The sequence below is a fragment of the Faecousia sp. genome (genome assembly GCF_048519415.1).
Classification (GTDB): Bacteria; Bacillota; Clostridia; order Oscillospirales; family Oscillospiraceae; genus JAZOXB01.
In genome coordinates, this window is the sequence record NZ_DBFZUT010000079.1 from 17857 (window position 1) to 42529 (window position 24673).

16 protein-coding genes are annotated in these 24673 nt (G+C 62.1%); 12 read left to right on the top strand and 4 right to left on the bottom strand.

Translation table 11 applies throughout. From position 1 onward, the window contains the following. Position 1: 1 nt before the first annotated feature. The 9 genes from rsmB to ACMKFF_RS08305 all read left to right on the top strand — a co-directional run bounded on the left by rsmB (position 2) and on the right by ACMKFF_RS08305 (position 9031). Positions 2-1270, top strand: a complete 1269-nt coding sequence (gene rsmB, locus ACMKFF_RS08265) for a 16S rRNA (cytosine(967)-C(5))-methyltransferase RsmB (RefSeq protein ID WP_419496628.1) — start codon at positions 2-4, stop codon at positions 1268-1270. Further along, complete coding sequence (rlmN, locus tag ACMKFF_RS08270; RefSeq protein ID WP_419496629.1) at positions 1267-2355, top strand: 23S rRNA (adenine(2503)-C(2))-methyltransferase RlmN; 1089 nt, start codon at positions 1267-1269, stop codon at positions 2353-2355. Before rsmB ends, rlmN begins: the two co-directional genes overlap by 4 nt. Continuing rightward, complete coding sequence (locus ACMKFF_RS08275) at positions 2315-3046, top strand: Stp1/IreP family PP2C-type Ser/Thr phosphatase (RefSeq protein ID WP_367926617.1); 732 nt, start codon at positions 2315-2317, stop codon at positions 3044-3046. Before rlmN ends, ACMKFF_RS08275 begins: the two co-directional genes overlap by 41 nt. 86 nt (positions 3047-3132) lie before the next feature. After that, complete coding sequence (gene pknB, locus ACMKFF_RS08280) at positions 3133-5181, top strand: Stk1 family PASTA domain-containing Ser/Thr kinase (protein WP_419496630.1); 2049 nt, start codon at positions 3133-3135, stop codon at positions 5179-5181. Between the two features lie 2 nt (positions 5182-5183). Continuing rightward, positions 5184-6065 (top strand): ribosome small subunit-dependent GTPase A, encoded by an 882-nt coding sequence (rsgA, locus tag ACMKFF_RS08285; RefSeq protein ID WP_419496631.1) that lies wholly within the window; start codon positions 5184-5186, stop codon positions 6063-6065. Beyond that, the gene (locus ACMKFF_RS08290) at positions 6044-6682 is read left to right on the top strand and encodes a thiamine diphosphokinase (RefSeq protein ID WP_419496632.1); all 639 of its coding nucleotides are present in this window, start codon (positions 6044-6046) and stop codon (positions 6680-6682) included. Before rsgA ends, ACMKFF_RS08290 begins: the two co-directional genes overlap by 22 nt. 56 nt (positions 6683-6738) lie before the next feature. Beyond that, positions 6739-7197 (top strand): hypothetical protein, encoded by a 459-nt coding sequence (locus ACMKFF_RS08295; protein ID WP_419496633.1) that lies wholly within the window; start codon positions 6739-6741, stop codon positions 7195-7197. Between the two features lie 119 nt (positions 7198-7316). Continuing rightward, positions 7317-7466 carry a hypothetical protein gene (locus tag ACMKFF_RS08300; protein WP_349135070.1) on the top strand — a complete coding sequence of 50 codons (150 nt, stop codon included), beginning with the start codon at positions 7317-7319 and terminating at the stop codon, positions 7464-7466. Positions 7467-7528: 62 nt separating this feature from the next. Further along, positions 7529-9031, top strand: a complete 1503-nt coding sequence (locus ACMKFF_RS08305) for a DUF3794 domain-containing protein (RefSeq protein WP_419496634.1) — start codon at positions 7529-7531, stop codon at positions 9029-9031. Between the two features lie 42 nt (positions 9032-9073). On the opposite strand, the gene ACMKFF_RS08310 is transcribed toward ACMKFF_RS08305, so the two are convergent. The 4 genes from ACMKFF_RS08310 to ACMKFF_RS08325 all read right to left on the bottom strand — a co-directional run bounded on the left by ACMKFF_RS08310 (position 9074) and on the right by ACMKFF_RS08325 (position 14294). After that, positions 9074-10204 carry an ATP-binding protein gene (locus ACMKFF_RS08310; protein WP_419496635.1) on the bottom strand — a complete coding sequence of 377 codons (1131 nt, stop codon included), beginning with the start codon at positions 10202-10204 and terminating at the stop codon, positions 9074-9076. Next, positions 10195-10974, bottom strand: a complete 780-nt coding sequence (locus ACMKFF_RS08315; protein ID WP_367926624.1) for a tRNA threonylcarbamoyladenosine dehydratase — start codon at positions 10972-10974, stop codon at positions 10195-10197. Before ACMKFF_RS08315 ends, ACMKFF_RS08310 begins: the two co-directional genes overlap by 10 nt. A 76-nt stretch (positions 10975-11050) precedes the next feature. Further along, complete coding sequence (locus ACMKFF_RS08320; protein WP_419496636.1) at positions 11051-13117, bottom strand: ATP-dependent helicase; 2067 nt, start codon at positions 13115-13117, stop codon at positions 11051-11053. Further along, positions 13104-14294, bottom strand: a complete 1191-nt coding sequence (locus tag ACMKFF_RS08325) for a MalY/PatB family protein (RefSeq protein WP_419496637.1) — start codon at positions 14292-14294, stop codon at positions 13104-13106. The genes ACMKFF_RS08320 and ACMKFF_RS08325 overlap by 14 nt, the downstream gene beginning before the upstream one ends. 346 nt (positions 14295-14640) lie before the next feature. Between ACMKFF_RS08325 and ACMKFF_RS08330 the strand changes: the two genes are divergently transcribed. From ACMKFF_RS08330 to ACMKFF_RS08340, 3 genes are all read left to right on the top strand, one after another. Then, a complete protein-coding gene (locus ACMKFF_RS08330; RefSeq protein ID WP_419496638.1) occupies positions 14641-15654 on the top strand; it encodes a helix-turn-helix domain-containing protein in 1014 nt (337 codons plus the stop codon). A 251-nt stretch (positions 15655-15905) separates the two neighbouring features. After that, complete coding sequence (locus ACMKFF_RS08335; protein WP_419496639.1) at positions 15906-16940, top strand: S-layer homology domain-containing protein; 1035 nt, start codon at positions 15906-15908, stop codon at positions 16938-16940. A 17-nt stretch (positions 16941-16957) separates the two neighbouring features. After that, complete coding sequence (locus ACMKFF_RS08340; protein WP_419496640.1) at positions 16958-24604, top strand: S8 family serine peptidase; 7647 nt, start codon at positions 16958-16960, stop codon at positions 24602-24604. The last annotated feature ends 69 nt before the right edge of the window (positions 24605-24673 follow it).

Below are 24673 nucleotides of genomic sequence, written 5' to 3' on the forward strand. Positions count from 1 at the left end.
GATGGCGGGCGCAAGAGACGCGGCGCTGCGGGCGCTCATCGCCTTCCGCCGCGACGGTGCATGGCCGGAGAGCGCCCTGAAGGACGCGCTGCGCGGGATGGACCGCCGCGAGGCGGCGCTGGCTACCCGGCTGTGCAACGGCGTGCTGCAGAACCGCATGCTGCTCGACCACTGGCTGAGCGGCTTCGTGCGCGGCAAGCTGCAGCCCGTCGTGCGCGATATCCTGCGGCTGGCCGCCTATCAGCTCTGTTTCATGGACCGCATCCCGCCCTCGGCGGCGGTGAACGAGGCCGTGGAGCAGACGCGCCGTCTGGCCAACCAGCAGGCGGCCCGTCTGGTCAACGGCGTGCTGCGCAATCTGCTGCGGGCCATGCCGCTGGCGCTGCCGGACGACCTGAGCCTGCGCTACAGCCACCCGGAGCCTATCGTGCGCCTGTTTCTGGCGCAGTTCGGCCGGGAGGAGACGGAGCGCATTCTGAAGACCGACAACGAAGCACCGCAGACCGTGCTGCAGGTCAATCCACTGCGCGGCAATGCCGCTGCGCTGCTGGAGGAGCTGCCCGGTGCGCAGCCGCATCCGTGGCTGCCGGGCTGCCTGACGGTCTCCGGCCCTGTGGAGCAGACGGCTGCCTTCCATGAGGGGCGCGTGTATGTGCAGGACGCGGCGGCCCATCTTGCCGTGGCTGTTTCCGGCATCGAGCCGGGCATGCGCGTGCTTGACTGCTGCGCGGCGCCGGGCGGCAAGAGCTTTGCCGCCGCGCTGCAGATGCAGGACCGCGGTACGCTGTATTCCTGCGATATCCACCCGCACCGTCTCGAACTCATCGAGCGCGGCGCGGAGCGGCTCGGCATTTCTATTCTGGAGACGCATCTGCAGGATGCCTCGCAGCCCGTGCCCGCGTGGCGCGGCGCGATGGACGTCGTGCTGGCCGATGTGCCGTGCTCCGGACTCGGCGTCATCCGGAAAAAACCGGATATTCGCTATCACGAGCCCTCGGCGGAGCTGCCCGCCCTGCAGCGCGCCATTCTTGCGCAGCAGGCGGAATATGTCCGCCCCGGCGGTGTGCTGCTCTACAGCACCTGCACGATCCTGCGCCGGGAAAACGAGGCTGTGGCGGAGGACTTCCTGCGCACGCATCCGGACTTCGTCCCGGAAAACGCGCCGTGGCCAGAGGGCTCCGGCATCGCGCCGGGAGCGATGGTCACGCTGCTTCCGGGGCAGCATGAGACAGACGGCTTCTTTATCTGCAAATTCAGGAGGAAACCTTGAAAGACATCAAATCCATGACGCTGGCGGAGCTGGGGACCGAGCTGAAAGTGCTCGGCGAGCCTGCCTTCCGCGCCAAACAGATCTATCGCTGGATGCACCGCGGCGTGCACGATTTTTCGGAGATGACGGATATCTCCCGCAGCCTGCGCGAGCGGCTCGCGGCGGAATATACGCTCGTCTCGCCGACGGTCGCGCGGCGGCTGCAGTCGCAGAAGGACGGAACCATCAAATACCTCTGGCGCCTAATGGACGGAAACTGCGTGGAAAGCGTGCTCATGCGCTACCATTACGGCAATACGATCTGCATTTCCTCCGAGGTCGGCTGCCGCATGGGCTGCGCCTTCTGCGCCTCGACGCGCGGCGGACTGGTCCGCCGCCTCGAGCCGTCGGAAATGCTGGATCAGGTGCTGTTTTCGCAGCTGGATTCCGGCCTGCCCATCTCGCACATCGTGCTCATGGGCATCGGCGAGCCGCTGGATAATTATGACAATGTGCGCCGCTTCCTCGAGCTCGTCAATTCGCCCGAGGGGCTGAACATCGGCATGCGGCACATCAGCCTTTCCACCTGCGGACTGGTCGATCAGATCGACCGGCTGGCCGAGGAGGACCTGCAGCTGACGCTCTCCGTGTCGCTGCACGCGCCGGTGGACGAGGTCCGCAGCAGCATCATGCCCGTGAACCGGCGCTGGCCGGTGCAGGAGCTCCTCGATGCCTGCCGCCGTTACTTCGAAAAGACCGGGAGAAGGATCTCCTTTGAATATGCCATGATCCGTGATGTCAACGACACGCCGGAGATGGCAAAGCAGCTCATCCGCCGTCTGCGCGGGATCGCGGCGCATGTGAACCTCATCCCGCTGAATGACGTGGCGGAAAGCCCGCTGAAGCCGAGCCTGCCGGAGACGGTGCTGCGCTTCCAGAAAACGCTGGAGGCCAGCGGCATCCCCGCCACGGTGCGGCGGACGCTCGGCAGCGACATCAACGCCTCCTGCGGCCAGCTCCGCAGAAATTACGAGGCGGAAAAACCAAAAGAAGGGAGCGGAATGGATGGAAGCATGGGGACTGACGGACACGGGAAACGTGCGTGAGGAAAATCAGGACTTTTACCGCATGGAGCGCCTTGGCCCGGAGACGCTGCTCGCCGTCGTGTGCGACGGCATGGGCGGCGCGCGTGCCGGGAATGTGGCCAGCCGCCTTGCCTGCGAGGTCTTCTGCGGCGAGGTCTGCCGCTCCCTGCGCGACGGGATGACCGAGGCAGAGGAGCAGGACGTGCTGTGCACGGCGGCGAAGCTGGCCAATATTTCTGTCTATGAGCATGCGCAGCTCAGTGAGGAGTTCCGCGGCATGGGCACGACGCTCGTGGCTGCCCTCGTCCGCGGCCTGCGCGTGGAGATCGTGAACATCGGCGACAGCCGGGCCTATCATCTCGGGGCAGACGGCATCCGCTGCGTCACCGTGGATCACTCCCTTGTGGAGCTGATGGTGCAGCGCGGCGAGCTGACGCACGAACAGGCCAAGAACCACCCGAGCAAGAATCTCATCACCCGCGCGGTCGGCACGGAAAAGCAGGTCGCCGCCGATGTGTTCTCCCTCACGGCGGAGCCGGGCGACTGCCTGCTGCTGTGCTCGGACGGCCTTTCGAACCAGATGGCCGATCAGGAGATCTTATTTGAAGTCGTGCACGGCGCACAGAAGGCAGACTGCTGCCAGCGCCTGCTGGATATCGCAAAAAGCCGGGGCGCGCCTGATAACGTGACCTCTGTGCTCATTGCACTGTAACAAAAAAGGCCGCTCTGCGGTATCTGAGATTGAATCCGGCTTCCGTTCGCCGCTGAGAACGGGCCGCGCACGCGGAAGGAGTTGCCATGGAAAATTACTTAGGAAGGCTGCTGGATAACCGCTATGAGATCCTCGAGGTCATCGGGACAGGCGGGATGGCAGTTGTATATAAAGCACTGGATCACCGTCTGAACCGCTTGGTCGCCGTGAAGATCCTCAAGGATGAGTTCTCGCGCAATCAGGAGTTCCGCCGCCGCTTCCATGCGGAGTCGCAGGCCGTCGCCATGCTGTCGCACCCGAATATCGTCAGCGTTTATGACGTGTCCCGCTCCGGCGACGTGGACTATATCGTCATGGAGCTGATCGAGGGCATCACGCTCAAGCAGTATCTGGAGAAGAAGGGCTGCCTCAACTGGCGCGAGACGCTGCATTTCGCCATGCAGATCGCCAAGGCGCTCGAGCACGCCCACAGCCGCGGCATTGTCCATCGCGATATCAAGCCGCACAATATCATGATCCTGAAGGACGGCAGCATCAAGGTCGCCGACTTCGGCATCGCGCGCATCGCCTCGGCACAGAGCACGCTGACGCGCGAGGCGCTCGGCTCCGTGCACTATATCTCGCCGGAGCAGGCCAAGGGCGCGTGGGTGGACGACCGGTCCGATCTCTATTCCCTCGGCGTCGTCATGTATGAGATGCTCACGGGCCGCACGCCCTATGACGGCGAGACGCCCGTCTCCGTCGCCATCCAGCACATCAACGGCGGCGCGCCGCTGCCCAGCACGCTCGTCACCGGTATCCCGCGCGGCCTCGAGCAGATCACGATGCACGCCATGGCCTCCAATGCCGACGAGCGCTATTCCTCCGCGACGGAGATGCTGCGCGATATGGAGGAATTCCGCAAGAATCCGAGCCTGACGTTCGTGTACGGGCCCGGTGGTCAGACGCTGCGGCAGGCGCCGCAGGCCCCGCAGCAGTCCCAGCAGCCGCAGCACGGCGGCATGACCCGCTCCGAGGCGGAGCGCTATGCCGCTGCCCGCGCCGCGAACCGTGCTGCGCGCCAGCCGGATGAGCGCCGCGCAGCCGAGCGCGCCCGCCGCGAGCAGGAGAAGAAGCGCCGCACCGTCATCGGCATCGTCTGCGCTGCAGCGGCAGCCGTTGTGCTGCTCGTTGTGCTCGGCGTTGTGCTGCTCCGCGGCTCCGGCACGAATGACAAGCCCGATACGCCTGAGGTCGAGGTGCCGAAGCTCGTCGGCATGAAGCTCGAGGACATCAACCCCGACGACTATCCCGAGCTGAAGATCGACCTGAACGGCGTGACCTACGACTATAACGACGAATACGAAAAGGGCTATGTCTATGAGCAGACCCCCAAGGCAGGCGAAATGGTCAAGGGCGGCCGCGTGCGCACGATCTCGCTGAAGGTCAGCCTCGGCAAGGAGAACAACCTCATGCCGGATCTGGCCGGTCAGTCGGAGGCAAACGCCATGTCCCAGCTCAAGGCCATGAATCTCGGACTGAATGTCCGCCGCGAGGAAGAATCGAGCGACACTGTGCCCGCGGGCAGCGTGACGCGCACGGATCCCGCAGCCGAGACCGAGCTGCAGGAGGGCCAGAGCGTGACGGTGTATGTCAGCCTCGGCTCGGGCAAGATGCCGGAGCTCAAGAATCAGTCCAAGGAAAATGCCAAGAGCATCCTCGATGCCATGAACCTGAATCTGCGCATCACCTATCTCGAGGAGGAGAGCGACGATATCGCATCCGGCAATGTCACGCGCACCGTCCCTGCCTCGGACAGCCAGCTCAGCCGCGGCCAGCAGGTCACGGTCTATGTGAGCAAGGGCAGCGGCAAGGTCACGGTCCCGCCCGTCACCGGCCTGAGCGTCCGCGACGCCATCGACCTGCTGACGGAAAACAACCTGAAATATGAGATCAAGCGCGTCTACAGTGACACGGACGAGAAGGACCGCGTCGTGCGTCAGAGCGAGGCGGCAAATTCCAAGGTCGCCAAGGACACGATCGTGACGCTCGAGGTCTCGGACGGCCCCGCGCCGACGGAGGCCCCGACGGAAGCGCCGACCACCGCGCCGACGGAGCCGGAGCCGACGACGGAATCCTCTGAATCGGGAGACTGAGCATGGAGCGTGGACGCATCGTCAAGGCGCTTAGCGGATTTTACTATGTAGACAGCGGGAACGGCACGCTCACGCAGTGCCGCGCCCGCGGCCGCTTCCGCAAGGAGCGGATGTCGCCGCTCGTCGGTGACTGGGTCCGCTTTTCCGGCTCCGGCGCACAGGGCATGGTCGAGGAGATCGAGCCGCGCCGCAACAGCTTCATCCGCCCGGCCGTCAGCAACCTCGACGCCCTCGTCGTGCTGGCGTCCGGCGCGAATCCCGTGACGGACCCGTTTCTCATCGACCGCGTCGCGGCCATTGCGGGAAACCAGAATGTGCCGGTCGTGCTGTGCGTCAACAAGACGGACCTCGAGAGCGGGGAGTCGCTCACGCACATCTACCGCCATGCCGGGTTCCCGGTCTTTCCGACGAGCGCGGCCAGCGGCGAGGGCGTTGCCGCCCTGCACGAGGCCGTGCGCGGCAAGACCGTCGCCTTCACGGGCAATTCCGGCGTCGGCAAGAGCAGCATCCTGAACTGCCTCGGCTTCTCCGTGGAGACGGGCGAGGTCTCGGAAAAGCTCGGCCGCGGCCGCCATACGACGCGCCATGTGGAGCTGTTCCCGCTGGCGGACGGCACCTGCGTCATCGACACGCCGGGCTTCTCCTCATTTGACACGGAGCAGATGGAGCTGATCCTGAAGGAGAACCTCCAGTATGCCTTTCCGGACTTTGCCCCGTATCTCGGCCGGTGTCGTTACCATGACTGCGCGCATCTGTCCGAGCCGGGCTGTGCCGTGCTCGAGGCGCTTGCGGCAGGCGAGCTGGAGCCGACCCGTCATACCAGCTATGCAAGGCTCTATGAAGCAGCAAAGGAGATCCGGCTTTGGGAACACAAACAGCCCTGATTTTTGGCGCGATGCCCTGCCGCAGCTGGGGGCATCTCGATGCGCTGCGCGCGGAGAAACCGCTTGTGATCTGCGCGGACGGCGGCGTGCACTGCGCCGCGGCGGCCGGTTTTGCCCCGGACTGCTATGTCGGGGACGGAGATTCCGGCGGCACGGCTGTGGCCGGAGCGGAAAATATCCTGCTCCGCCCGGAGAAGGACGAGTCCGACCTGCAGGCGGCCTATACGATGGCGCGGGCGCATGGCTGTACGCGCCTGTACCTCACGGCCTGCACCGGCGGGCGGCTGGATCATGCCCTTGCCAATCTGCAGCTGCTGGAAACGGCGCGAGCCGATGGCGTGGAGGCGATCCTGCTCGACCCCGATAATCGCGTGACGTGCATCGGACCGGGGGAGTATGTCCTGCCGCGCACGGATTATTTCTATTTTTCCCTGCTTCCCATCGACGCTGTTCTGCGCGGTGTGACGATCGAGGGCGCGAAATACCCGCTCTGCGACGCAGAAGCGCGCCGGGGCGACTCGCTGACCATCAGCAATGAGTGGATCGAACCGACGGTCAGGCTGCGCATCCGCGAGGGCCTGTGCTGGCTGATCTGTTCCGGAGCAGCTGCACGGTAACAATGGCTGCTTCGTGCATCCGGTTGGGCTTGCTGCGCGGAAAGAGAGGCTGCTATATGAAACGCTTGTTTCGCTGTCAGAGCAATGTATTGATGCTGGACGAACCGAAGCTGTGTATTTCTTCCCGTATGAAGCCTCTTCTGCGGCAGCTGCTTGCTGCTGAAGTGCATTATCATATGGCAGCACCCGGATATCTTGTGTTTCCGGGAAAAGCGTTTCATTGTGATATTCTGCTGAATATCGGCGTCCATTTTAAGGATGGCCGCATCCAATTTCTGGAGTTTTTTCGGGTCATTCCGCCGGAGCAGCGGAAGGGCTATGACGCTGCCGTTTCTTATGCGGAGCTGTCAGCTGCTTTGAGAAGGACTTACGGATCGCCTGCCGAAGCAGAAGCGCGAGAGGACTGCCGGTGGGAGCAGTGGCCTCTTGGAAAATTGACGCTGCTGCACTCCTTGTGGGATCGCTTCGGCCCAGAGGAGCATCTGCATGTTTCCTTTTCTGCTCCGAAGCGTTGACATGCCAATCAAGCAAACAGGAGGGATAGATCGATTTCTTGCGGTGCGGAACACGCTGCTGCCCGATCTTCCTGCATAAAACCGCCCTCTGCGCATAGGCTGGCAGGGGGCGGTTTTTTATGTGCAGAAAAATGGAGCTTCTGGGCTCGGTGATGATGGCGCTCGGCGCGGGGCTGCTGCTCTCGCTGCTGTTCAGCTCGGAATTTGTGCTGGTCGTGCTCGGCATCGCGCTTCTGGTCGCAGGGCTTTGCCTTGCGCGGCGGCGATAATCGGCAGATATTGCGCGCGCGGCCCGCATATGATTTTCCCAGAACAAGAAGGAGGGAAGACGATGGAGCTTGTCTTTCAGGAAAAGCAGCTGGACTATCTCGGACGCGTGCTCGATCAGACGGTCACGCAGGAGCTGACAGCCGAGGTCATCGTACCGGACAGCTGCGCGGACGCGGACCGCGTCGTCGATGCGTTCGGCACGCTGCTCGTCCGCGCGGAGGAGTGTACCGCGGGAAGCGCGTCGGTCAGCGGGGAGGTGCAGGCGGGTATTTTGTTCGTCACAGAGGACGGACGGCTCGAGCGGCTGGAGACCGTGATCCCGTTCAGCGCCCGGCGCGGCTGGGAGGGGGAGCAGAGCGACTGCCGCCTGCAATGCGTCTGCCGCCTGTGCAGCGTGGATGCACGGCTCGTGCACTCGCGCAAGCTGCTCGTGCGCGTCGGCGTCTCCTGCACGCTGACGGTCTATGCCGCGTTCACGCGGACGCTGCACGACTTTCCGGAGCCGGCGCCGACGCTGCAGCTCCGGCGCAAGCACCTGCCGCTGCGACTGCCGCGCGGCCTCGGCGAAAAGAGCTTTTCGCTCAATGAGGAGATCGAGATCCCGGAGTCGAAGCCGCCGGTCGAGCGGCTGCTCAAATGCGTCTATGCGCTGGATACGGCTGAGCGGAAGACGATCGGGAACAAGGCGGTGTTCAAGGGGCGGCTGACGGTCCATATCCTCTATGAGTCCCCGGACGGCAGCCTGCAGCGGCAGGAGACGGAGCTACCGTTTTCGCAGTTTGCGGAGCTGGAGCAGGACCTGGATGAGGGAGACCTGACGGTATTCCTCGCCCTGACCTCGGCCGAGACGGAGCCAGACGGCCAGCTCGACTGCCGCCGCCTGCTGCTGAGCGCGGGCATTCTGGCGCAGTGCACGGTCTGCGGCGAGCAGCCGGTGGAGCTGATCGAGGATGCCTACTGCCTCGATGCCGAGCTGAAGCCGCAGTGGGAGACGTGGGAGATGGAGGGCATCCTCGATGTCCAGACGTTCCGCGAGACGGCGCAGGCGGCCGGGCGGGAACCCGCCTCCGCCATCGCGGACGGCTGGGTACTGGCAGGGGAGCCGGTGCGGCGGCAGGAGAACGGCATGGCAAAAATCGAACTGCCGCTTGCTGCGAACGTCCTTTTCACCGACCCGGCAGGGAAACTGCAGGGCCAGACGCTGCGGACGAACGTGCTGCTGGAAACGGCGCTCGCGCCGCAGGCGGATTGCCGCGTCACGGAGATCACGCCGGGCGAGCTGTTCTGTGCGGCAGGGGCGGACGGCGTGACGCTGCGCTGCCCGGTGCAGGTGACGCTTGCCAGCACGGCGCGGCATGCGCTCAAGGCCGTGTGCGGCGGTACGACGGAGCCGGAGCCGGAAGATGCGCGGCGTCCGGGCGTCATCCTGCGGCGCACGGAGCAGCCGGAGCAGGTCTGGGATATCGCAAAGGCCTGCCGCACTGCGCCGGAGACGGTCACGGCGGCAAATGACCTGCAGGCAGACGAGGTCCCGGCCGGAACGCTGCTGCTGATTCCAATGTAACATAGAATAAATCCCTCTGCGCGTCTAGCAGAGGGATTTATTCTAGGCTTCTTCATCATAGCGGTCGAGAAAGCTGTATTTTTTTCCGCCGGTCTTCCAGCCGATGACGGTGTCGAGATTCACATTCTCCACAGAGCGGAAGATGTGCGCCTCCACATCCGGATTGCGCTGCTTCAGCGTGCGGATCAGTTCCTTGATCTCCTGCCGCTTCGAGCGCGTCTCCTGATTGGAGCAGGTCGTGCAGGTGTCGGTAAAGTGGCAGGCACACTGAATGAAGTGCAGCTCATTTGCGTCCCGCCAGGCCTTGATATCGTCCTCACGGATCAGGTACAGCGGCCGGATCAGCTCCATGCCGGGGAAATTCGTGCTGTGGAGCTTCGGCATCATGGTCTGGACCTGCGCGCCGTAGAGCATGCCCATGAGGATCGTCTCAATGACGTCGTCATAGTGGTGCCCGAGCGCGATCTTGTTGCAGCCGAGCCGGCGGGCATAGTCATACAGGTGCCCGCGGCGCATGCGCGCGCAGAGGTAGCAGGGAGATTTGTCCACATTGTAGACATAGTCAAAGATGTTCGACTCGAAAATGTGGATGGGAATATTCAGCTTTCGTGCATTTTCTTCAATAACGCGGCGGTTCTCCGGGCTGTAGCCGGGGTCCATAACGAGGTATTCCACCGAGAAGGGAAACTTCGTATAACGCTGCAGCTCCTGAAAAAGCTTTGCCATGAGCATGGAGTCCTTTCCGCCGGACATGCACACGGCGATACGGTCGTTCGGCTTGACAAGCTCATACTGCCGGATGGCCTTGGTAAAGTTGCACCACAGCTTCAGGCGGAAGCGCTTGCGCAGACTGTTTTCCACGCGGCTGCACAGCTCCTCTGCCTCCTGCCGCTGCATCTGCCGCATGAGCCAGGCAAGATAGCCGCCCTTGAGGCTGCAGGCATCGAAGCCTTCGTCGCGCAGGCGTTCAGCCGTTTCAAGGCTGAGCTTGCCGCGTGTGCAGAACAGCACGATGCGGCCGGGCTCTGCCGGAAGCCCCTCCGGCAGGGCGGCGGCGTTGGCCGGAACGGAGCCGGGAATGGTGCCGTAGGCGGTCTCCTGCTCCGAGCGGAGGTCGAGCAGGGTATAGCTGCCAGGCTCCAGCGCCTCCAATTCTTCGAGCGTCAGTTCCATGTGCCCTCCTGTCTGACGGAAGCCGTCAGGTCCTTGATGACCTCGCCTGCCATCAGAAGGCCGACGATCGGCGGCACAAAGGCCGTGCTGCCGGGGATATCGCGGCGATCCGTGCACTTATGTGCGGCGCCCGGCGGACAGATGCAGTGGTAGCGGCAGCTGTTGGCCATGTCCTCGAGCGGCCGGGTCGGCTGCTCGTCAGACCAGACAACCTTCAGGCGGCGCACGCCGCGCTTTTTGAGCTCGCGGCGCATCACACGTGCCAGCGGGCATACACGCGTCTCGGAGATATCGGAGATGCGGAAGCGGCTGCCGTCGAGCTTGTTGCCCGCCCCCATGGCGCTGATGATCGGTACACCGGCTGCCTGCGCCTGCACGGCAAGCGAGAGCTTGGCGCTGACGGTGTCGACGGCGTCGAGAATATAATCATATTCCGAAAACGGGAACTCTGCGGCGTTTTCCGGCAGGAAGAAGCAGCGGTGTACGCGGATATCGGCCTGCGGATTGATGTCGAGCATGCGGTCGCGCATGACGTCGGCCTTATACTGGCCGACGGTCCTCCGCGTGGCGATGATCTGGCGGTTGATGTTCGTCAGGCAGACCTTGTCGTCGTCAATGAGGTCAAAGGCGCCGACGCCGCTGCGGACAAGGGCCTCGCAGGCATAGCCGCCGACGCCGCCAATGCCGAAGACCGCCACGCGCGCGTGCTTCAGGGCCTCCATGGCCGGGTGGCCGAGCAGCAGTTCGGTTCGGGAGAAAGAATTGAGCATGGTGAGATGTTCCTCCGCACTGTGGATTCACGGCGCAGGGCCGTTCAGATTATGATACAACGAATTGCCTACCGTGTCAATCGGTTTTTGCGGCATTTCCGCCGGGTTCCTGCCGCAGGCTGAGAAGCCCGTTTGGAACGGCGGCGGCCAGCGAAAACACCCGCTCGCTGCCGCTGGAAAAGCGGATGCGGACACGGTCGCCCTCCCGCGCCAGAATGCGCCCCGCGCCATAGGCGCTGTGCTGCACCGGCGTGCCGGGGAGAAAGCTGTCTGCCGCAGTCTTTTTCTTTGACTTGCGCGGGATGCGGCGCTTCGGTCGGAACAGGAACTGCGAAAAGGCCGAGGACGTTTTCTCCGGCGGGAAGGTGAAGACGGCAAGCTCGTTGCGGGCGCGGGTCATGGCGACGTAGAACAGCCGCCGCTCTTCGTCACGGTCGACGTCCTCGCCCTCCTTTGGAAACACGCCGTCGATGACGTCGAGCAGAAAGACCCGGTCATACTCCAGGCCCTTGCTCGAGTGCACCGTGGAGAGGATCAGGCCGCGCGCCTCGGACTTCGGCTGCCGCAGCAGGGCCTGCAGCTCGTCCAGACGCTCCAGCAGGCGCAGAGGATCCGGCTCCTGCGCGCCGAGCGCCTCCAGAATTTCCGCGCGGCTCTTGTCGGCCCCGCATTGGTCCAGGTAGTCGCCGTAGCCCATGAAGGCGACGATGCGGTAGACGGCGCGGTTGGCCTTCTCCGTCCGGAGGTTCTGCAGATGGGTCTGAAGCATGCGGCACTGCCGCCGCGTATACGGGGAGACGTCGTCGTCCGCCACGGCCAGCAGAAGCGGCTCGGCCGTGGGATTGTGGGCCGCAGCCCGCTCGGCCACGGCCTTCGGGATCCCGGCACAGAATTTATAATAAATGCGGCGGAACAGCGCGCCGTCCCACGGGGACTGCGCAAAGCGGATGATATCCGTGATGTCCCGCACGATCCGGCTGGAGAAAAACGTGCCGTCCGTCTGCTTCGCCCGGTAGGGAACGCCGTTTCTCTCCAGCAGATCGATGAGCGGCAGGGCGGAGTCGTGGTCGCGGTACAGCACGGCGGTATTCTCCGGCAGATCGCGCGCGACCTCGAGCAGGTAGGTGTACTGCCGCTCGCGGCGGTTCAGCGGGATCTGGCGGATGGCCGCGCCGCCGGAGCGGACGGGCTGCATGTGCTTGTCCCGGCGGGAGACGTTCTGGCGGATGAAGCGGTCGGCCGCCTCGACGATCTGCGGCGTGGAGCGGTAGTTCTGTTCGAGGAACAGGACCTTTGCGCCGGGGTGGTCCGCCTCAAAGTGCAGCAGCATATCCGGGCAGGCGGCGCGGAAGCCGTAGATGCTCTGGTCCTCGTCGCCGACGAGAAACAGGTTCCCGCCTGCACCGGCCAGCAGCGAGACGATCGCATGCTGGATGCGCGAGGTATCCTGTGCCTCGTCTACGCAGAAATAGTGGTAGCGTGCCTGGAATTCGTGCAGGATATCCGGGACCTGCCGCAGGATGCGCAGGGCATAGACCATCTGGTCGTCATAGTCCATCTGCCTGGCATTGCGCAGCGCCTGCTGATAGGCGCGGTAAAGCGCAGGGAAGCAGTCCAGCTCCTTCCACAACAGGTCCAGCTCCTCCTTGCCCAGCATCTGATTTTTTGCATAGGCGATGAGCGTGCGGGCCTGCTTGAGCTCGGCGTCCGTCGGGTATTCGCCCTTGCACCGGAAATACAGCACGCGCAGCAGGGCGGTCTGCTCGGCCTCGCTCGAGAGCAGGGAAAAGGCGGTCCGTCCCATCCGCTGCTCATAGGCGCGGATGATGCGCGCGGAGACGCCGTTGATGGTGCGAAACTCCATCCGGCTGCCGAGCTCCTCACCGAACAGGGAAGAGAAGCGGCTTCGCATGTCGCGGGTGGCAGCGACGGTATAGGTCATGGTGAGGATCTCCTCCGGGCGGACGCCGCAGCACTGCACGAGATAGCCCAGCCGCGTCACGAGCACGGTCGTCTTGCCGCTGCCGGGGACGGCCAGCAGCAGGACAGGCCCCTCGACTGCACCGGCGGCTGCCTGCTGCTGCGCATTGAGCTGCAGACCGTGCGCGCGGAGGAAGCCCGCCAGCACTTCAGCAGAAGGCATGGACACGAAGGCGCTCCATGGCTTCAACGAGCCTGCTGTGCGGCAGGGCCAGATTCATCCGGATGGAGTCCGGCCACGCAAACGCCGCGCCGTCCTGCCAGATGACACCGGCACGCGCTCCGCGCTCCTCCAGTTCCCGCAGCGTCATATGGTGCTCCTGCAGCCATGCGGCACAGTCCAGAAACAGCATATAGGTTCCCTGCGGCTGCATGACCTGCACACCGGGGAAGTGAGCGGCGATGAAATCGCAGGCATAGCGGATGTTGTCCGCCAGCACGGGGCGCAGCTCGTCGAGCCACTGTGCGCCCTCGCCCGAATAGGCTCCGAGCAGGGCATGCAGCGAGAGCACGTTGCAGGAATTGTAATGGCTGAGGTCGCCCTGCCGCGTCACGCGGTCGCGCAGCCATGGATCAGGGATGATGTGATACGAGCCGATGAGACCCGCCAGCGAGAACGTCTTGCTCGGGGCATAAAATGCGGCCGTGCGGCGGCGCGCATCGTCCGAGACGGAAAGCGTGGGGATGTGATGATAGCCCGGCAGGATGAGATCGGACCAGATCTCGTCTGAGAGGACAAAGCAGTCGTTTGCGGCATAGACCTCCATGGCCTTTTCCAGCTCCCAGCGCTCCCAGACGCGGCCCGTCGGGTTATGCGGCGAGCAGAGGATGGCTAGGCGGATGGAATGCTCCTTCAGGCGGCGGTCCATGTCCTCGTAATCCATGCGCCAGACACCGTTTTCATCGCGGCGCAGGGGAGAAAGCTCCGCTTTGCGGCCGAGATTATCCAGAACATGGGTAAAGCCGATGTAGGCCGGGGCGTGCAGCAGCACGGCCTCGCCGGGGACGGTCAGGGCCTGCACGGCCGAGCTGACGCCGCCAAGCACGCCGTTTTCATAGCCGATGTCCGCGCGCTTCAGGCCGGTCAGGCCGTTGCGCGTCTCCTGCCAGCGGAGAATGCAGTCAAAATATTCATCCGGCATGGAAAAATAACCGAAGTTCGGAAAAGCGAGACGCTTATGCATCGCCTCGAGGATCGGCGGCGCGGTCGGGAAGCTCATGTCCGCGATCCACATGGGGATGCGCTGCGCCGGAGCAGGGCTCACGCCCCAGGGATCGATGTTTGCGGCAATGGAATCCGCGCCGGTGCGGTCGAGCACCGTGATAAAATCATATTTCATAGTCCCTCCTGCGGCAGCTTCGTTTTTCGGATATGCCGTTTGGTTTATCATACCGGAAAGGCAGAAATTTGTCAACTCCGGCAGGGGAGCGCTTTGTGACAATGACAGGAACGACCGATTTTTATGCGGCAGATTCCAGCAAAATATACAAGTTTTTTCCGAAACGGGTGTTGACAAATTGCGCGGGCGTATACTACAATAGCCGCAAAGGAGTGATCTTGTGAAGGTTCGTGTGATCGATAAACCCTGCCTTTTTGCGGAAACCGTCTATCTTTTATACTATTATATAAATGGAATAGCATATACAAGAGACTATGAGCGTGTAAACCGAAAATTCGGCCGCTACTTGCTCGAGAAGGAGGATCAGGGCCTGCAGCTGGCGCAGGAGCTGGATCGTATCTCCGCAGCCGTCACGCAGACGCTCGACCCGCATCAGGCACGGCTGCGCTATTTTTTTGAAAAGCTGCCGGGAACGGATGAGAAGACCTGCTGCTGTCTTGCGCACACCATGCTCGTGGCCACGCCGCTCAACTGCACCGATATTGACTCGTTTGCCGCTGAGCTGCTGCGCATGTTCCGGTATATGTCGGGCATTGGCTTCAAGATCAACGACATGAACACCATGGGCCTCGTTCTGGAGCCGCTTGATCCGCAGGAGGAGCCGGAGCCGCTGCAGGTGCAGCTGGAACGGCTGCCATGCTCCATGGAGGCACGATGGGAGATCCTGCGCGTGCTGACGGAGTTCGAGACCTATCTGCGCGAGCTGACGGAGCTGCTCCGCCCGGTCGCCGAGCAGCTGGCGGCCGAAATGCAGGCGTTGACCGAGCGGAATCGCGCGCAGCTGGCCATCTGGGAAAAGTACTTTCAGACGCACTCCGTCGACACGTTCCAGCAGGAGATGTTCCGCGCGTCGTATCTCTTCACGCAGGAGATGCAGCCGGATGAGGTCTGGATCGCGCTGTGGAACTTCAACATGGTCGGCTTCTGGACGGAGTGGTTCGAGAGCGGCGGCAAGACCGTGCGTATTGCCTATCTCGGCGCGAACCTCAGCTTTGAATTTGCGGCGGCACATCAGGTCCGGCCGGATGCCGAGACACTGTGCGCCATGATGCGCGCCTTGACCGGTAAGGACAAGCTGGAGATCCTGTGGCGCTGTGCCGCAGAGCCGTTTTCGGCGACACAGCTTGCGGCCTCGATGAACCTGAACTCCGGCACGGTCTCCCGGAACGTCTACGGGCTTTACAAGCTCGGCTATCTGGAGACGCGCGGCGACGGTGAGCGCGTGAATTACATCACGCGGCCCGATGCGCTCGAACGCCTGTTCCGCTGGGTACTGGAATACGTCAGCGAACAGAAGTAAGATATGGCCCGTTCGGTACCTGACCGGTGCCGGACGGGTATTTTTTACCAAATTTTTACGCCGTCAGGACTATACGACTATTTATGAGACAAATATTAAAAATAAATGCTTGCGTTTTTCCTGTGTTTATGGTAACATTGGGTATGAGCTGCAAAAATTGCAGCTTGCCGCTGCAATACTGCCGACTCGGCAGGAACGGCGGGCCCGTGTACCCGGCTCGGGTGCATCAAAAAGAAGGAGGAACAGAGATTATGAGAAGTAACGTTCGTCGGCTCTTTTCGCTGCTGCTGGCAGTCGCCCTGGTGCTCGGCCTGGGTCTGACCAGCGTCGCTGCGATCGAGAGCTCTCTCCTCACGCTTCAGGTCACATCCCAGCATGTGATCCGCGGCGATGAGGTCTGCGTCGCCGTGAACACGGAGGCAGACGGCGTCGTGGCAGACGGAAAGATGACCTTTGCCTACGACAGCAAGAGCCTGAAGTTCGTCGGCGCAGAGGCAGGCGAGGCCTGGCCCGCAGGCACGGAGCTCAGCCTGAAGGTCAACTCCGGCAAGAAGGACGCCGTCGTTGCGGCATTTGCCGGTGCGAAGGCTGCCAAGGCCGGCACCGTCCTGACCCTCAAGTTTGAGGCTCTGCAGGAATGCAGAACGCAGGTCGTCCTGCAGGGCGGCTACATCAGCGGCGCGAAGGATGCAAAGCTGCAGTCCACCGCTACGCTGCTCGTCGAGTGCCCGGCTTCCCGCTTCACGGACGTCGATCGGAACGAGTATTATCACGAGGGCATCGACTTCGTCGTCAGCCGCGGTTACATGATCGGCATGGGCGGCGCGAAGTTCCAGCCCGATACCGAGATGAGCCGCGCCATGCTCGTCACCGTGCTGTACCGCATCGCAGGGGAGCCCTCCGTCAAGGGCACTGCACCGTTCCGCGATGTCGAGAAGAACAGCTGGTACACGAACGCTGTCATCTGGGCTTATCAGAACAACGTCACCAACGGCGTGAGTGCAACGGAGTTTGCTCCGGAGGAAAATGTCACCCGCGAGCAGATGGTCGCGTTCTTTGCGCGCTATGCCAAGCTTGCCGGTGTCGACACCACGGCAAAGGGCGATCTGAAGGCCTTTGCAGATGCCTCCAGCGTCAGCGCCTATGCCGTTCCCGCGATGACGTGGGCCGTTGAGGCCGGCCTCATCAAGGGCGTGGGCGAGAATAAGCTCGATCCCACCGGTAATTCCACCCGCGGTCAGGTGGCCACCGTCATCGTGCGGTATGCCACGCTGGTGCAGCACTGAGAAAGGGAGGAGCCGCAATGAAGAAAAGGATCCTGTCTCTGCTCCTTGCGCTGGCACTTGTTCTGACGGGCGCTCCCATGGCCTTTGCCACGGAGAGCGGCTTTGCAGACGGCAACGTCCCGGAGATCTCCACGGACGGCCCGGTGCAGCTCCCGAGCAGCAATATCGCTGAAGAACCGACTGTCGAGACCGACGCGCAGCAGCCCGTTGAGGCTGGTGAGCCGAAGCTCGTGCAGAACGGCGAAGACCGCTTCTCCGCACAGCTTGCCGAGAGCGAGCCCAAGGCGGACGAGGTTGTCACGTTCATCGTCGTCATGCAGAAGAGCCCGCTGCTCGTGGCAGGCTTCACGAAGGACGACATCGCCACCCGCGCGCCGAAGGCTGTTGCCTATGAGGCCGCGCTCCGTCTCGAGCTCAATGCGCTCAAGGCAAACCTCACGCAGAAGTTCCGCAATGACGCACAGTTCGAGCTGGGTTACACCTACACCATCGCTACGACCGGCGTGGCCGTAAAGACGGAGTACGGCAATAAGGAAGCCCTCGAGGCGCTTCCCGGTGTGGATCATGTCTACGTCGCCCCGACGTTCTCCCTGCCCGAGGAGGAGTCCGCCCTGACGTCTGACGGTGAGCTGCAGCCCATGACCAGCAATGCCACCACCATGATCGGCGCCGATCAGCTCAATGCAACGGGCTTCACCGGCAAGGGCATGAAGGTCGCCATTCTGGACACCGGCATCGTGGTCGATCATCCGAACTTCGGCGCTCTGTCCGAGGATAAGCTCACCGAGAGCTCCCTGACGAAGGAAGGCGTCGATGCCATCTGGAACACGCTGAATGCGGGCCAGATGACGAGCCTGCGCAATCGCTCCTATTATAATAGCAAGCTTCCGTTCATCTTCAACTACTACACGCATGATTTCGATGTATCGCACGCAACGGCAAAGCATGACCACGGCACGCATGTCGCCGGTATCACGGCTGCTAATAAGATCGAAGGCAGCAGTGTCATCGGTGTTGCGCCGGATGCCCAGATCATCGTCATGCAGGTCTTCTCCGCGGGCGGCGGCGCCGGCTGGGACACCATCATGGCCGGTCTTGAGGACTGCGTCCGTCTGGATGTCGATGCCTGCAACCTCTCCCTTGGTGCAGCCGGCGGCTTTACGACCGGCGACATGAGCAAAACGCTTGAGCTGTTCGAAAGCACCGATATCGAGGTCCTGATCGCTGCGGGCAACGAAACGAACGCTGCATATCAGAACCGCACCGGATGGAATCTCTCCCGTTCCGGCAACCCCGATGACGGCGTCGTCGGTACTCCGAGTACGCTTTCTGCCGCTCTGTCCATTGCCTCCATCGACAACGACGGTGCAGAATCCCTGTACTTCACCGTGAACGGCCGCACCATCGGCTACAACGACACCGCAACGACGAACGCCACGAAGTTCCTGAGCAACTTCAAGGGCCAGTCTGTGGAATTCGTTCCGATCGGCGGTTACGGCGAGGCGAGCGACTATGAGAATGTGGATGTCAGCGGTAAGATCGCCCTGGTTTCCCGCGGCTCCAGCTCCTTCCCCGACAAGCAGGCCGCTGCACAGGCTGCAGGTGCGATCGGCATCGTGGTCTACAACAATGCCTCCGGCATGCTCAACATGCAGATCAATGACGGCGGCGATAACATCCCCGCAGTCTTTGTCTCCAAGGCAGACGGCGAGTACATGAAGGCGCAGTTCGCCGAGGGCGTCAAGACCCTGACATGCTGCAACGGCAACCTCGTGCAGGTCAAGCGCGACCGCACCCTCAGCGACTTCTCCTCCTGGGGCGTCACCCCGGACCTGAAGCTGAAGCCGGAGATCGCCGGTGTCGGCGGCAACATCTATTCCACCCGTGATCCGAGCATCGCAGGCTCCAACTACGGCCTTATGAGCGGTACGTCCATGGCGACCCCGCAGATCGCCGGTGCGATGGCTGTTCTCATGCAGTATCTGCGCCAGAACTATCCGCAGTATCAGGAAGCAGAGCTCCGTCAGGTTGCTGCGAACCTCATGATGAGCACGGCGGATCCCATCCTCGATTCCAACGGCCTCGAGGTCTCCCCGAGAGGCCAGGGCGCCGGTCTTGCCAACCTTGTCAAGGCAACAAGCTCCCTTGCCTATCTGTCCAACGCGCAGGCTTATGAGAACCGCGCCAAGGCGGAGCTGGGCGACGACGACGCCAAAAACGGTGTCTACACGTTCCCGTTCACTATCAACAACATGTCCGGTGAGAAGGATCTGACCTATACGTTCAATGCCTCCATTCTCACCGAAACCGTCGTGACCTACACCAACGGCACGTTCATCGGCCACGCTCCCTATGCGCTGGGCGCTTCCCTGACCGTGGCCGGTGCGACCGAGTCGAACATCATGAAGTATGACTTCAATGACGACGGCGAGATCACGACGGCCGACGCCCGCGTCCTGCTGCTGCACGTCACCGACGATGCTCCCATCGCTGAGGACAATGTGCATTATGCCTATCTGGACGTCAATGGCGACGGCACCGTCAACAAGGATGATGTCGATGTCATCACGGCCTACTGCGCAGAGCTTGAGGTCAGCACCGATCTGACGGAGAATGCCGTCATTTCCGGCACGGAAGCGCTCGAGAGCGTCACCGTTCCGGCTGGCGAGTCCGTCACCCTGACTGCCACCATCACGCTGACCGCGGAAGACAAGGCCTATCTCGACGCATCCTTCGAGAACGGCATGTATGTCGAAGGCTTCCTCTATGTGAAGTCCGCCACGGATGACACGACCGACCTCGAGATGCCGTTCCTCGGCTTCTACGGCGATTGGTCTCAGGCTCCTGCGTTCGACTCTGCTGACGAAGACGAAGCCAGCCTGTATCCGCTCAGCATTTTCACGAACAATGCCGCCATCGGCACGAACCCGTACATCCGTACCGGCGCTTCCGGCGACGAGTACAATGCCTTCTCCTATGCCAACCCGCTTGCCGAGATCGACGTCGGCCTGCTCCGCAACCTGAAGAAGATCAACTTCCAGGTTAAGGATAAGGTCACGAACGAGGTCTACTTCGACCTGACCGGCGAGTATATGGCAAAGTCCTACTATAACTCCGGCTACGGCCAGATCATCCCGCTGTATGTTCTGGCAGAGGAAGGCGAGGTCTGGAACGGCCTTGACAAGAACGACAACAAGCTGACCGACGGCACGACCGTCACCTACACTGCCAGTGCATGGCTTGATGACGGCGACGACGTGATGGACGATTCCTTCTCCTTTGATGTCACGCTGGACGACAAGGCTCCCGTTGTGGAGAATGAGGCGACCCTCCAGCAGGATCTCAAGATCGAGAACGGCAAGGTCCTTCTTCCGCTGAAGCTCAACGACAACCAGCACATCGCGGCCCTGATCTTCGTCAACAACGACGGCATCATTATGGGCAAGTACGAAGTCAAGAATGAGCCGGGCAAGACCTTTACCCAGGACTACGACATCACCGGCTTCGGCCCCGACTTCACCATCGTTGTGGCGGACTACGCCTGCAATGAGACGGAAATCGATGTCTCCCTCGACCTCGGCGCAATGGCCGATCAGAAGCCTGCCATGCAGAAGCTGAGCTCCGACCGCCTGTATGGCTGCGAGACGTTTGACCGCGCTGCCGTTGAAGGCGGCTGGTTCAGCGCCAACAAGGCAGACATGAGCGACTACCGCAACGAGACGTTCGACAGCTCGAACCGCTATTATTCTGCAGAGTACGTCAACGGCTACCTCGTGGCCCAGCGCGCAACGGACGGCGCGGTCGTGCTTCTTACCCCGTACAACACCTACTGGGGTTCTCAGACCCTCGTCACTCAGTCCGGCAAGGTCGGCGACAGCGGCTTCAAGGTCCTGTACGACATGGCACTCGACTATTCTGACAAGGGCAAGAGCGATTCGGATACGGTCAGCAACCACCTCTACGCTGTCGGCTGGAACTATGAAGGCGACCGCGACGGCGACGGCAAGGATGACGGAAGCAACGCTCTCTTCCAGATCAGCTTCTACTCCAACGGCTCCATCTCCCTTGAGAAGATCGCCGACATCACCGGCTCCGACGGTGAGATCCTGACCCTCGGCTGCACGACGGAAGGCCAGCTTTACGGCATTTCTACCGCCGGTAAGCTCTACAGCCTCGAGCGCGACGGCGTGTGCACCTACATCGGCACGACCGATTTCGTAAACTACGCCAACTACTCCGGCTGCAATGTCATCCAGTCCATGGGCTATGATCACAACACCGACACGATGTACTGGTATGCACACAGCCAGACGGCTGCAGGCAACACCTACATCAATGTCTGCATGACCTACAAGGTCGACCTTGCCACCGGCAAGTGCACAGAGGTCGGCACCTACGGCCCCGGCGGCCAGACGTCCCTGTTCGTTCCGACCGACAAGACGTCCGATCTGTTCACCATCGGCGTGGATCCGCAAGAGCGCTTCCAGCTTTCCCCGTATCAGCTTACCATGACGCAGGGCCAGCGCAAGCGCTTTGAGGTCGAGTGGAATCCGTGGAACGCTAAGGCAAGCGAACTGACCTGGGCCTCCGCGGACGAGACCATCGCCACCGTCACACAGCAGGGCTTCGTCACCGCCGTAGGCGAGGGCGAGACCGAGATCACCGCGACTGGCAAGGTCTGGGATCCTTGGCACTGGGATGAAGAAACCAGCTCCACCGTCCCGCAGTGGGTCGATTACACCGCGACCGCTACGGTCCGCGTCGTTGGCTCCGCAGATGCCATCTACACCTATATTGTGGCGGACTACAAGAACGCCGCCAATGGCTTTACCTGGGTTACGTTCTCCGACAAAACGCCCACGCAGCTCACGCAGATCGCGAAGCAGAAGCTTACGGTCGTCGGCATCGACGGCGAGGAGAGCACGACCGATGCCATGTGGCAGGGTGCAGCCTACTACAACGGCTATGTCTACGCAGTTGTGAAGGAAGACCGCGCTATGGATGACAGCACGTTCGGCGTCGGCACGTCCCTCTACCGCTTCAAGGTCAACAAGGGAGAGACCCCGGATAAGACCACGTTCGGCGATATCGAGTTCATCGGCTTCACCGCAGGCGTCGAGCTCGGCAACATGGGCTTCGATTACAACACCGGTCGTATGTATGCGGTCGATCTTACGAACGGCGGCCTCGCCATTGTCGACCTCGACACCGGCGCGATCGACCTGCTCGGCACCTACTCCGGCGAGATCGGCGGCCCGGCGATCACCCCCGCCATGACCGTCACTGCAGAAGGCTACATCATCGTCTCGGATATGTCCGGCAACCTCTACATGGTCGATTCCGACACCCTGAGCACGACGAAGCTCGGCTCCCTCGGTCAGGATACCTGGTACTATGCTTCTATGATGTATGACTACAACACTGGAAACATCTACTGGAACCCCTGCATGAATGCCGGTTCTTCTCCGCTGTGCCTCGTCCGCATCGACCCGCAGGAATGGGATCCCGACAAGCTCGAAGCGACGATCGTGAAGATCGGCAACGTCTCCACGAAGTCTGGCGTTGAGTCCACCGCAATGTTCACCATTCCGGAGAATGAGCCGGAGACGAAGCACATCCCCGTTGAGGGCATCGAGATTACGAACGGCGACAGTGTCACCGGCCTTGTCGGCGGCACGCTGCAGCTCGATACCGTCACGACCCCGGTCCGCCCGACTGTCCGTACTCGCACCTGGACCAGCAGCAACCCCGATGTCGTCACCGTTGACCGCTTTGGTGTTGCCACGTTCCACGGCGTCGGCACGGCGACCGTCACGGTCTCCATCACGAACAAGAATCCCGAGGTCGAGGGCGGCCCGTTCACGGACAGCATCGACGTCACGGTCTACGCCTCCGCAGGCACGTTCCTCTCGTTCCTGAACGACGACCAGAACGGCGGCAGCGGCTACTATGACTTCTGGCTGCAGGTCCCGGACAACAACCTGAGAACCTGCCCGGTGACGACCTCTGCCATCGGTACTTACTCCCTGCGCACCGGCGCTTACTACGACGGCTGTGTCTACGCCTACAACTCCAAGGGCGACTTCTACCGCTTCGATGCTTCGGACGTTTCGTCCTACACGAACCTTGGCAGCGTCAACCTCGACGTGGAGACCGATCAGGTCACCGGCATGGCCATGGACTACACGACCGGCACCATGTACGGCCTGACGCTCAGCGGCAAGCTTGTGACGATCGACCTTGATAACGGCGCCGTCACCGAGATCGCGGCGACCTCCGAGAAGGTCACGGCTCTTGCAATCGACAAGAGAGGCGTCCTCTACGCAGCCGGAAGCACTGCCATCGGCGTGGAGGCGAAGCTCTACACCGTCGATCCGAAGACAGCTGCCTGCACCTTCGTCATGGATATCCCGGGCGCTCAGGTTGGCACCGGCAGCACCTACTACGGCAGCATGTCCTACAACGCACAGATGACCTATGACTTTGGCACGGATCGTCTGTACCTGCATGCAACGTATCACACGAAGCTGCTGGCTATGAGCAGCGGCATGTACATGTTCATGCTGGGCGAGGGCACGCCTGAGCTCGTGAACCTCGGCAAGATCTCCGTCCAGACCGCTCCCGGCCGTACGACGAAGCAGGGCGATGCCTATCTCGGCCTCCTGTGCTCCATCCCCACGGCGGAGCAGACGCCTGTCGGCAAGGTCAACGGCATCCTGCTGAACAAGACTGTCGGCCGTCTGGCCCTTGGCGAGTCCTTCCAGCTTACCGGCAAGGTCCGCCCGTCCAACGCGGCGAACCAGGCCATCACCTGGAGCTCCTCCGATGAGAACGTCGCGAAGGTCGATACAAACGGTCTGGTCACGTCCGTTGCCGCAGGCAACGTCGTCATCACCGCCACGAGCGTTGAGACCGGCGTTACTGCCACCTGCACGCTGACTGTGGTCGACATGACCGGCAAGCCTGTTTCCACGGCTTACACGGTCTCCGCCAAGCACGATGCTCTCTACAGCTTCAACCCCGAGCTGCCGGACTCCACGGCGACTGAGGTCGCGACCTTCAGCGGCGGCACGAACATCACGGGTCTTGCCTATGACTACGAAGGCGGCCTGTACTATGTCGTCAACGAAGGCGGCCTGCCCTACATCTACTACTACGACCTCACGTCGAAGCAGACCACGCTGAAGGGCCAGGTCTACACCTTCAGCGATGCCAACGATCTCGCGTATGATCCGGTAAACAAGGTGCTGTATGTTGTCGCGGGCTTCTACCTGTTCCAGTTCAATCCGTCCCGTATGGATCCCACGCAGCTGAACTACTGGACGGCCTACCGCGATATGTCTGGCATGACGAACATCCCGTCTCCGCGTACCGTTGCCTGCAAGGACGGCAATGTCTATGTCCTCGCCAGAGGCTATGGCAATACCGAGCTCATCCGCGCGGATGTGGATCTCACCACATTCACGAAGCTTGCAGAGGTCGACCTCATGGTCGAAAACCGCCTCAACGAAATGGACTACGATCCGACGACCGGCCTGTTCTATGTGACCGACTCGGCGCATCGCCTCTACTCCTTCGATGAGACCGGCGCGATCACGCTGATCGACACCGTCGGCGGCGGTCTGGACCTCAACGGTCTGACTATCGCCCCCGCTGGAAAATAAGCAAATACCGGCCGCCCTGTCCTCCGGGACAGGGCGGCAAGACTATCAGAAAAGCCGAAAGGCTTTTCT

What these genes read in the sequence shown, in the direction of transcription:
- rsmB (WP_419496628.1), top strand. Translation starts at nt 2, where the DNA reads ATGGCGGGCGCAAGAGACGCGGCGCTGCGGGCGCTCATCGCCTTCCGC.
- ACMKFF_RS08275 (WP_367926617.1), top strand. Translation starts at nt 2,315, where the DNA reads ATGGAAGCATGGGGACTGACGGACACGGGAAACGTGCGTGAGGAAAAT.
- pknB (WP_419496630.1), top strand. Translation starts at nt 3,133, where the DNA reads ATGGAAAATTACTTAGGAAGGCTGCTGGATAACCGCTATGAGATCCTC.
- rsgA (WP_419496631.1), top strand. Translation starts at nt 5,184, where the DNA reads ATGGAGCGTGGACGCATCGTCAAGGCGCTTAGCGGATTTTACTATGTA.
- ACMKFF_RS08295 (WP_419496633.1), top strand. Translation starts at nt 6,739, where the DNA reads ATGAAACGCTTGTTTCGCTGTCAGAGCAATGTATTGATGCTGGACGAA.
- ACMKFF_RS08300 (WP_349135070.1), top strand. Translation starts at nt 7,317, where the DNA reads ATGTGCAGAAAAATGGAGCTTCTGGGCTCGGTGATGATGGCGCTCGGC.
- ACMKFF_RS08305 (WP_419496634.1), top strand. Translation starts at nt 7,529, where the DNA reads ATGGAGCTTGTCTTTCAGGAAAAGCAGCTGGACTATCTCGGACGCGTG.
- ACMKFF_RS08310 (WP_419496635.1), bottom strand. Translation starts at nt 10,204, where the DNA reads ATGGAACTGACGCTCGAAGAATTGGAGGCGCTGGAGCCTGGCAGCTAT.
- ACMKFF_RS08315 (WP_367926624.1), bottom strand. Translation starts at nt 10,974, where the DNA reads ATGCTCAATTCTTTCTCCCGAACCGAACTGCTGCTCGGCCACCCGGCC.
- ACMKFF_RS08320 (WP_419496636.1), bottom strand. Translation starts at nt 13,117, where the DNA reads ATGCCTTCTGCTGAAGTGCTGGCGGGCTTCCTCCGCGCGCACGGTCTG.
- ACMKFF_RS08325 (WP_419496637.1), bottom strand. Translation starts at nt 14,294, where the DNA reads ATGAAATATGATTTTATCACGGTGCTCGACCGCACCGGCGCGGATTCC.
- ACMKFF_RS08335 (WP_419496639.1), top strand. Translation starts at nt 15,906, where the DNA reads ATGAGAAGTAACGTTCGTCGGCTCTTTTCGCTGCTGCTGGCAGTCGCC.
- ACMKFF_RS08340 (WP_419496640.1), top strand. Translation starts at nt 16,958, where the DNA reads ATGAAGAAAAGGATCCTGTCTCTGCTCCTTGCGCTGGCACTTGTTCTG.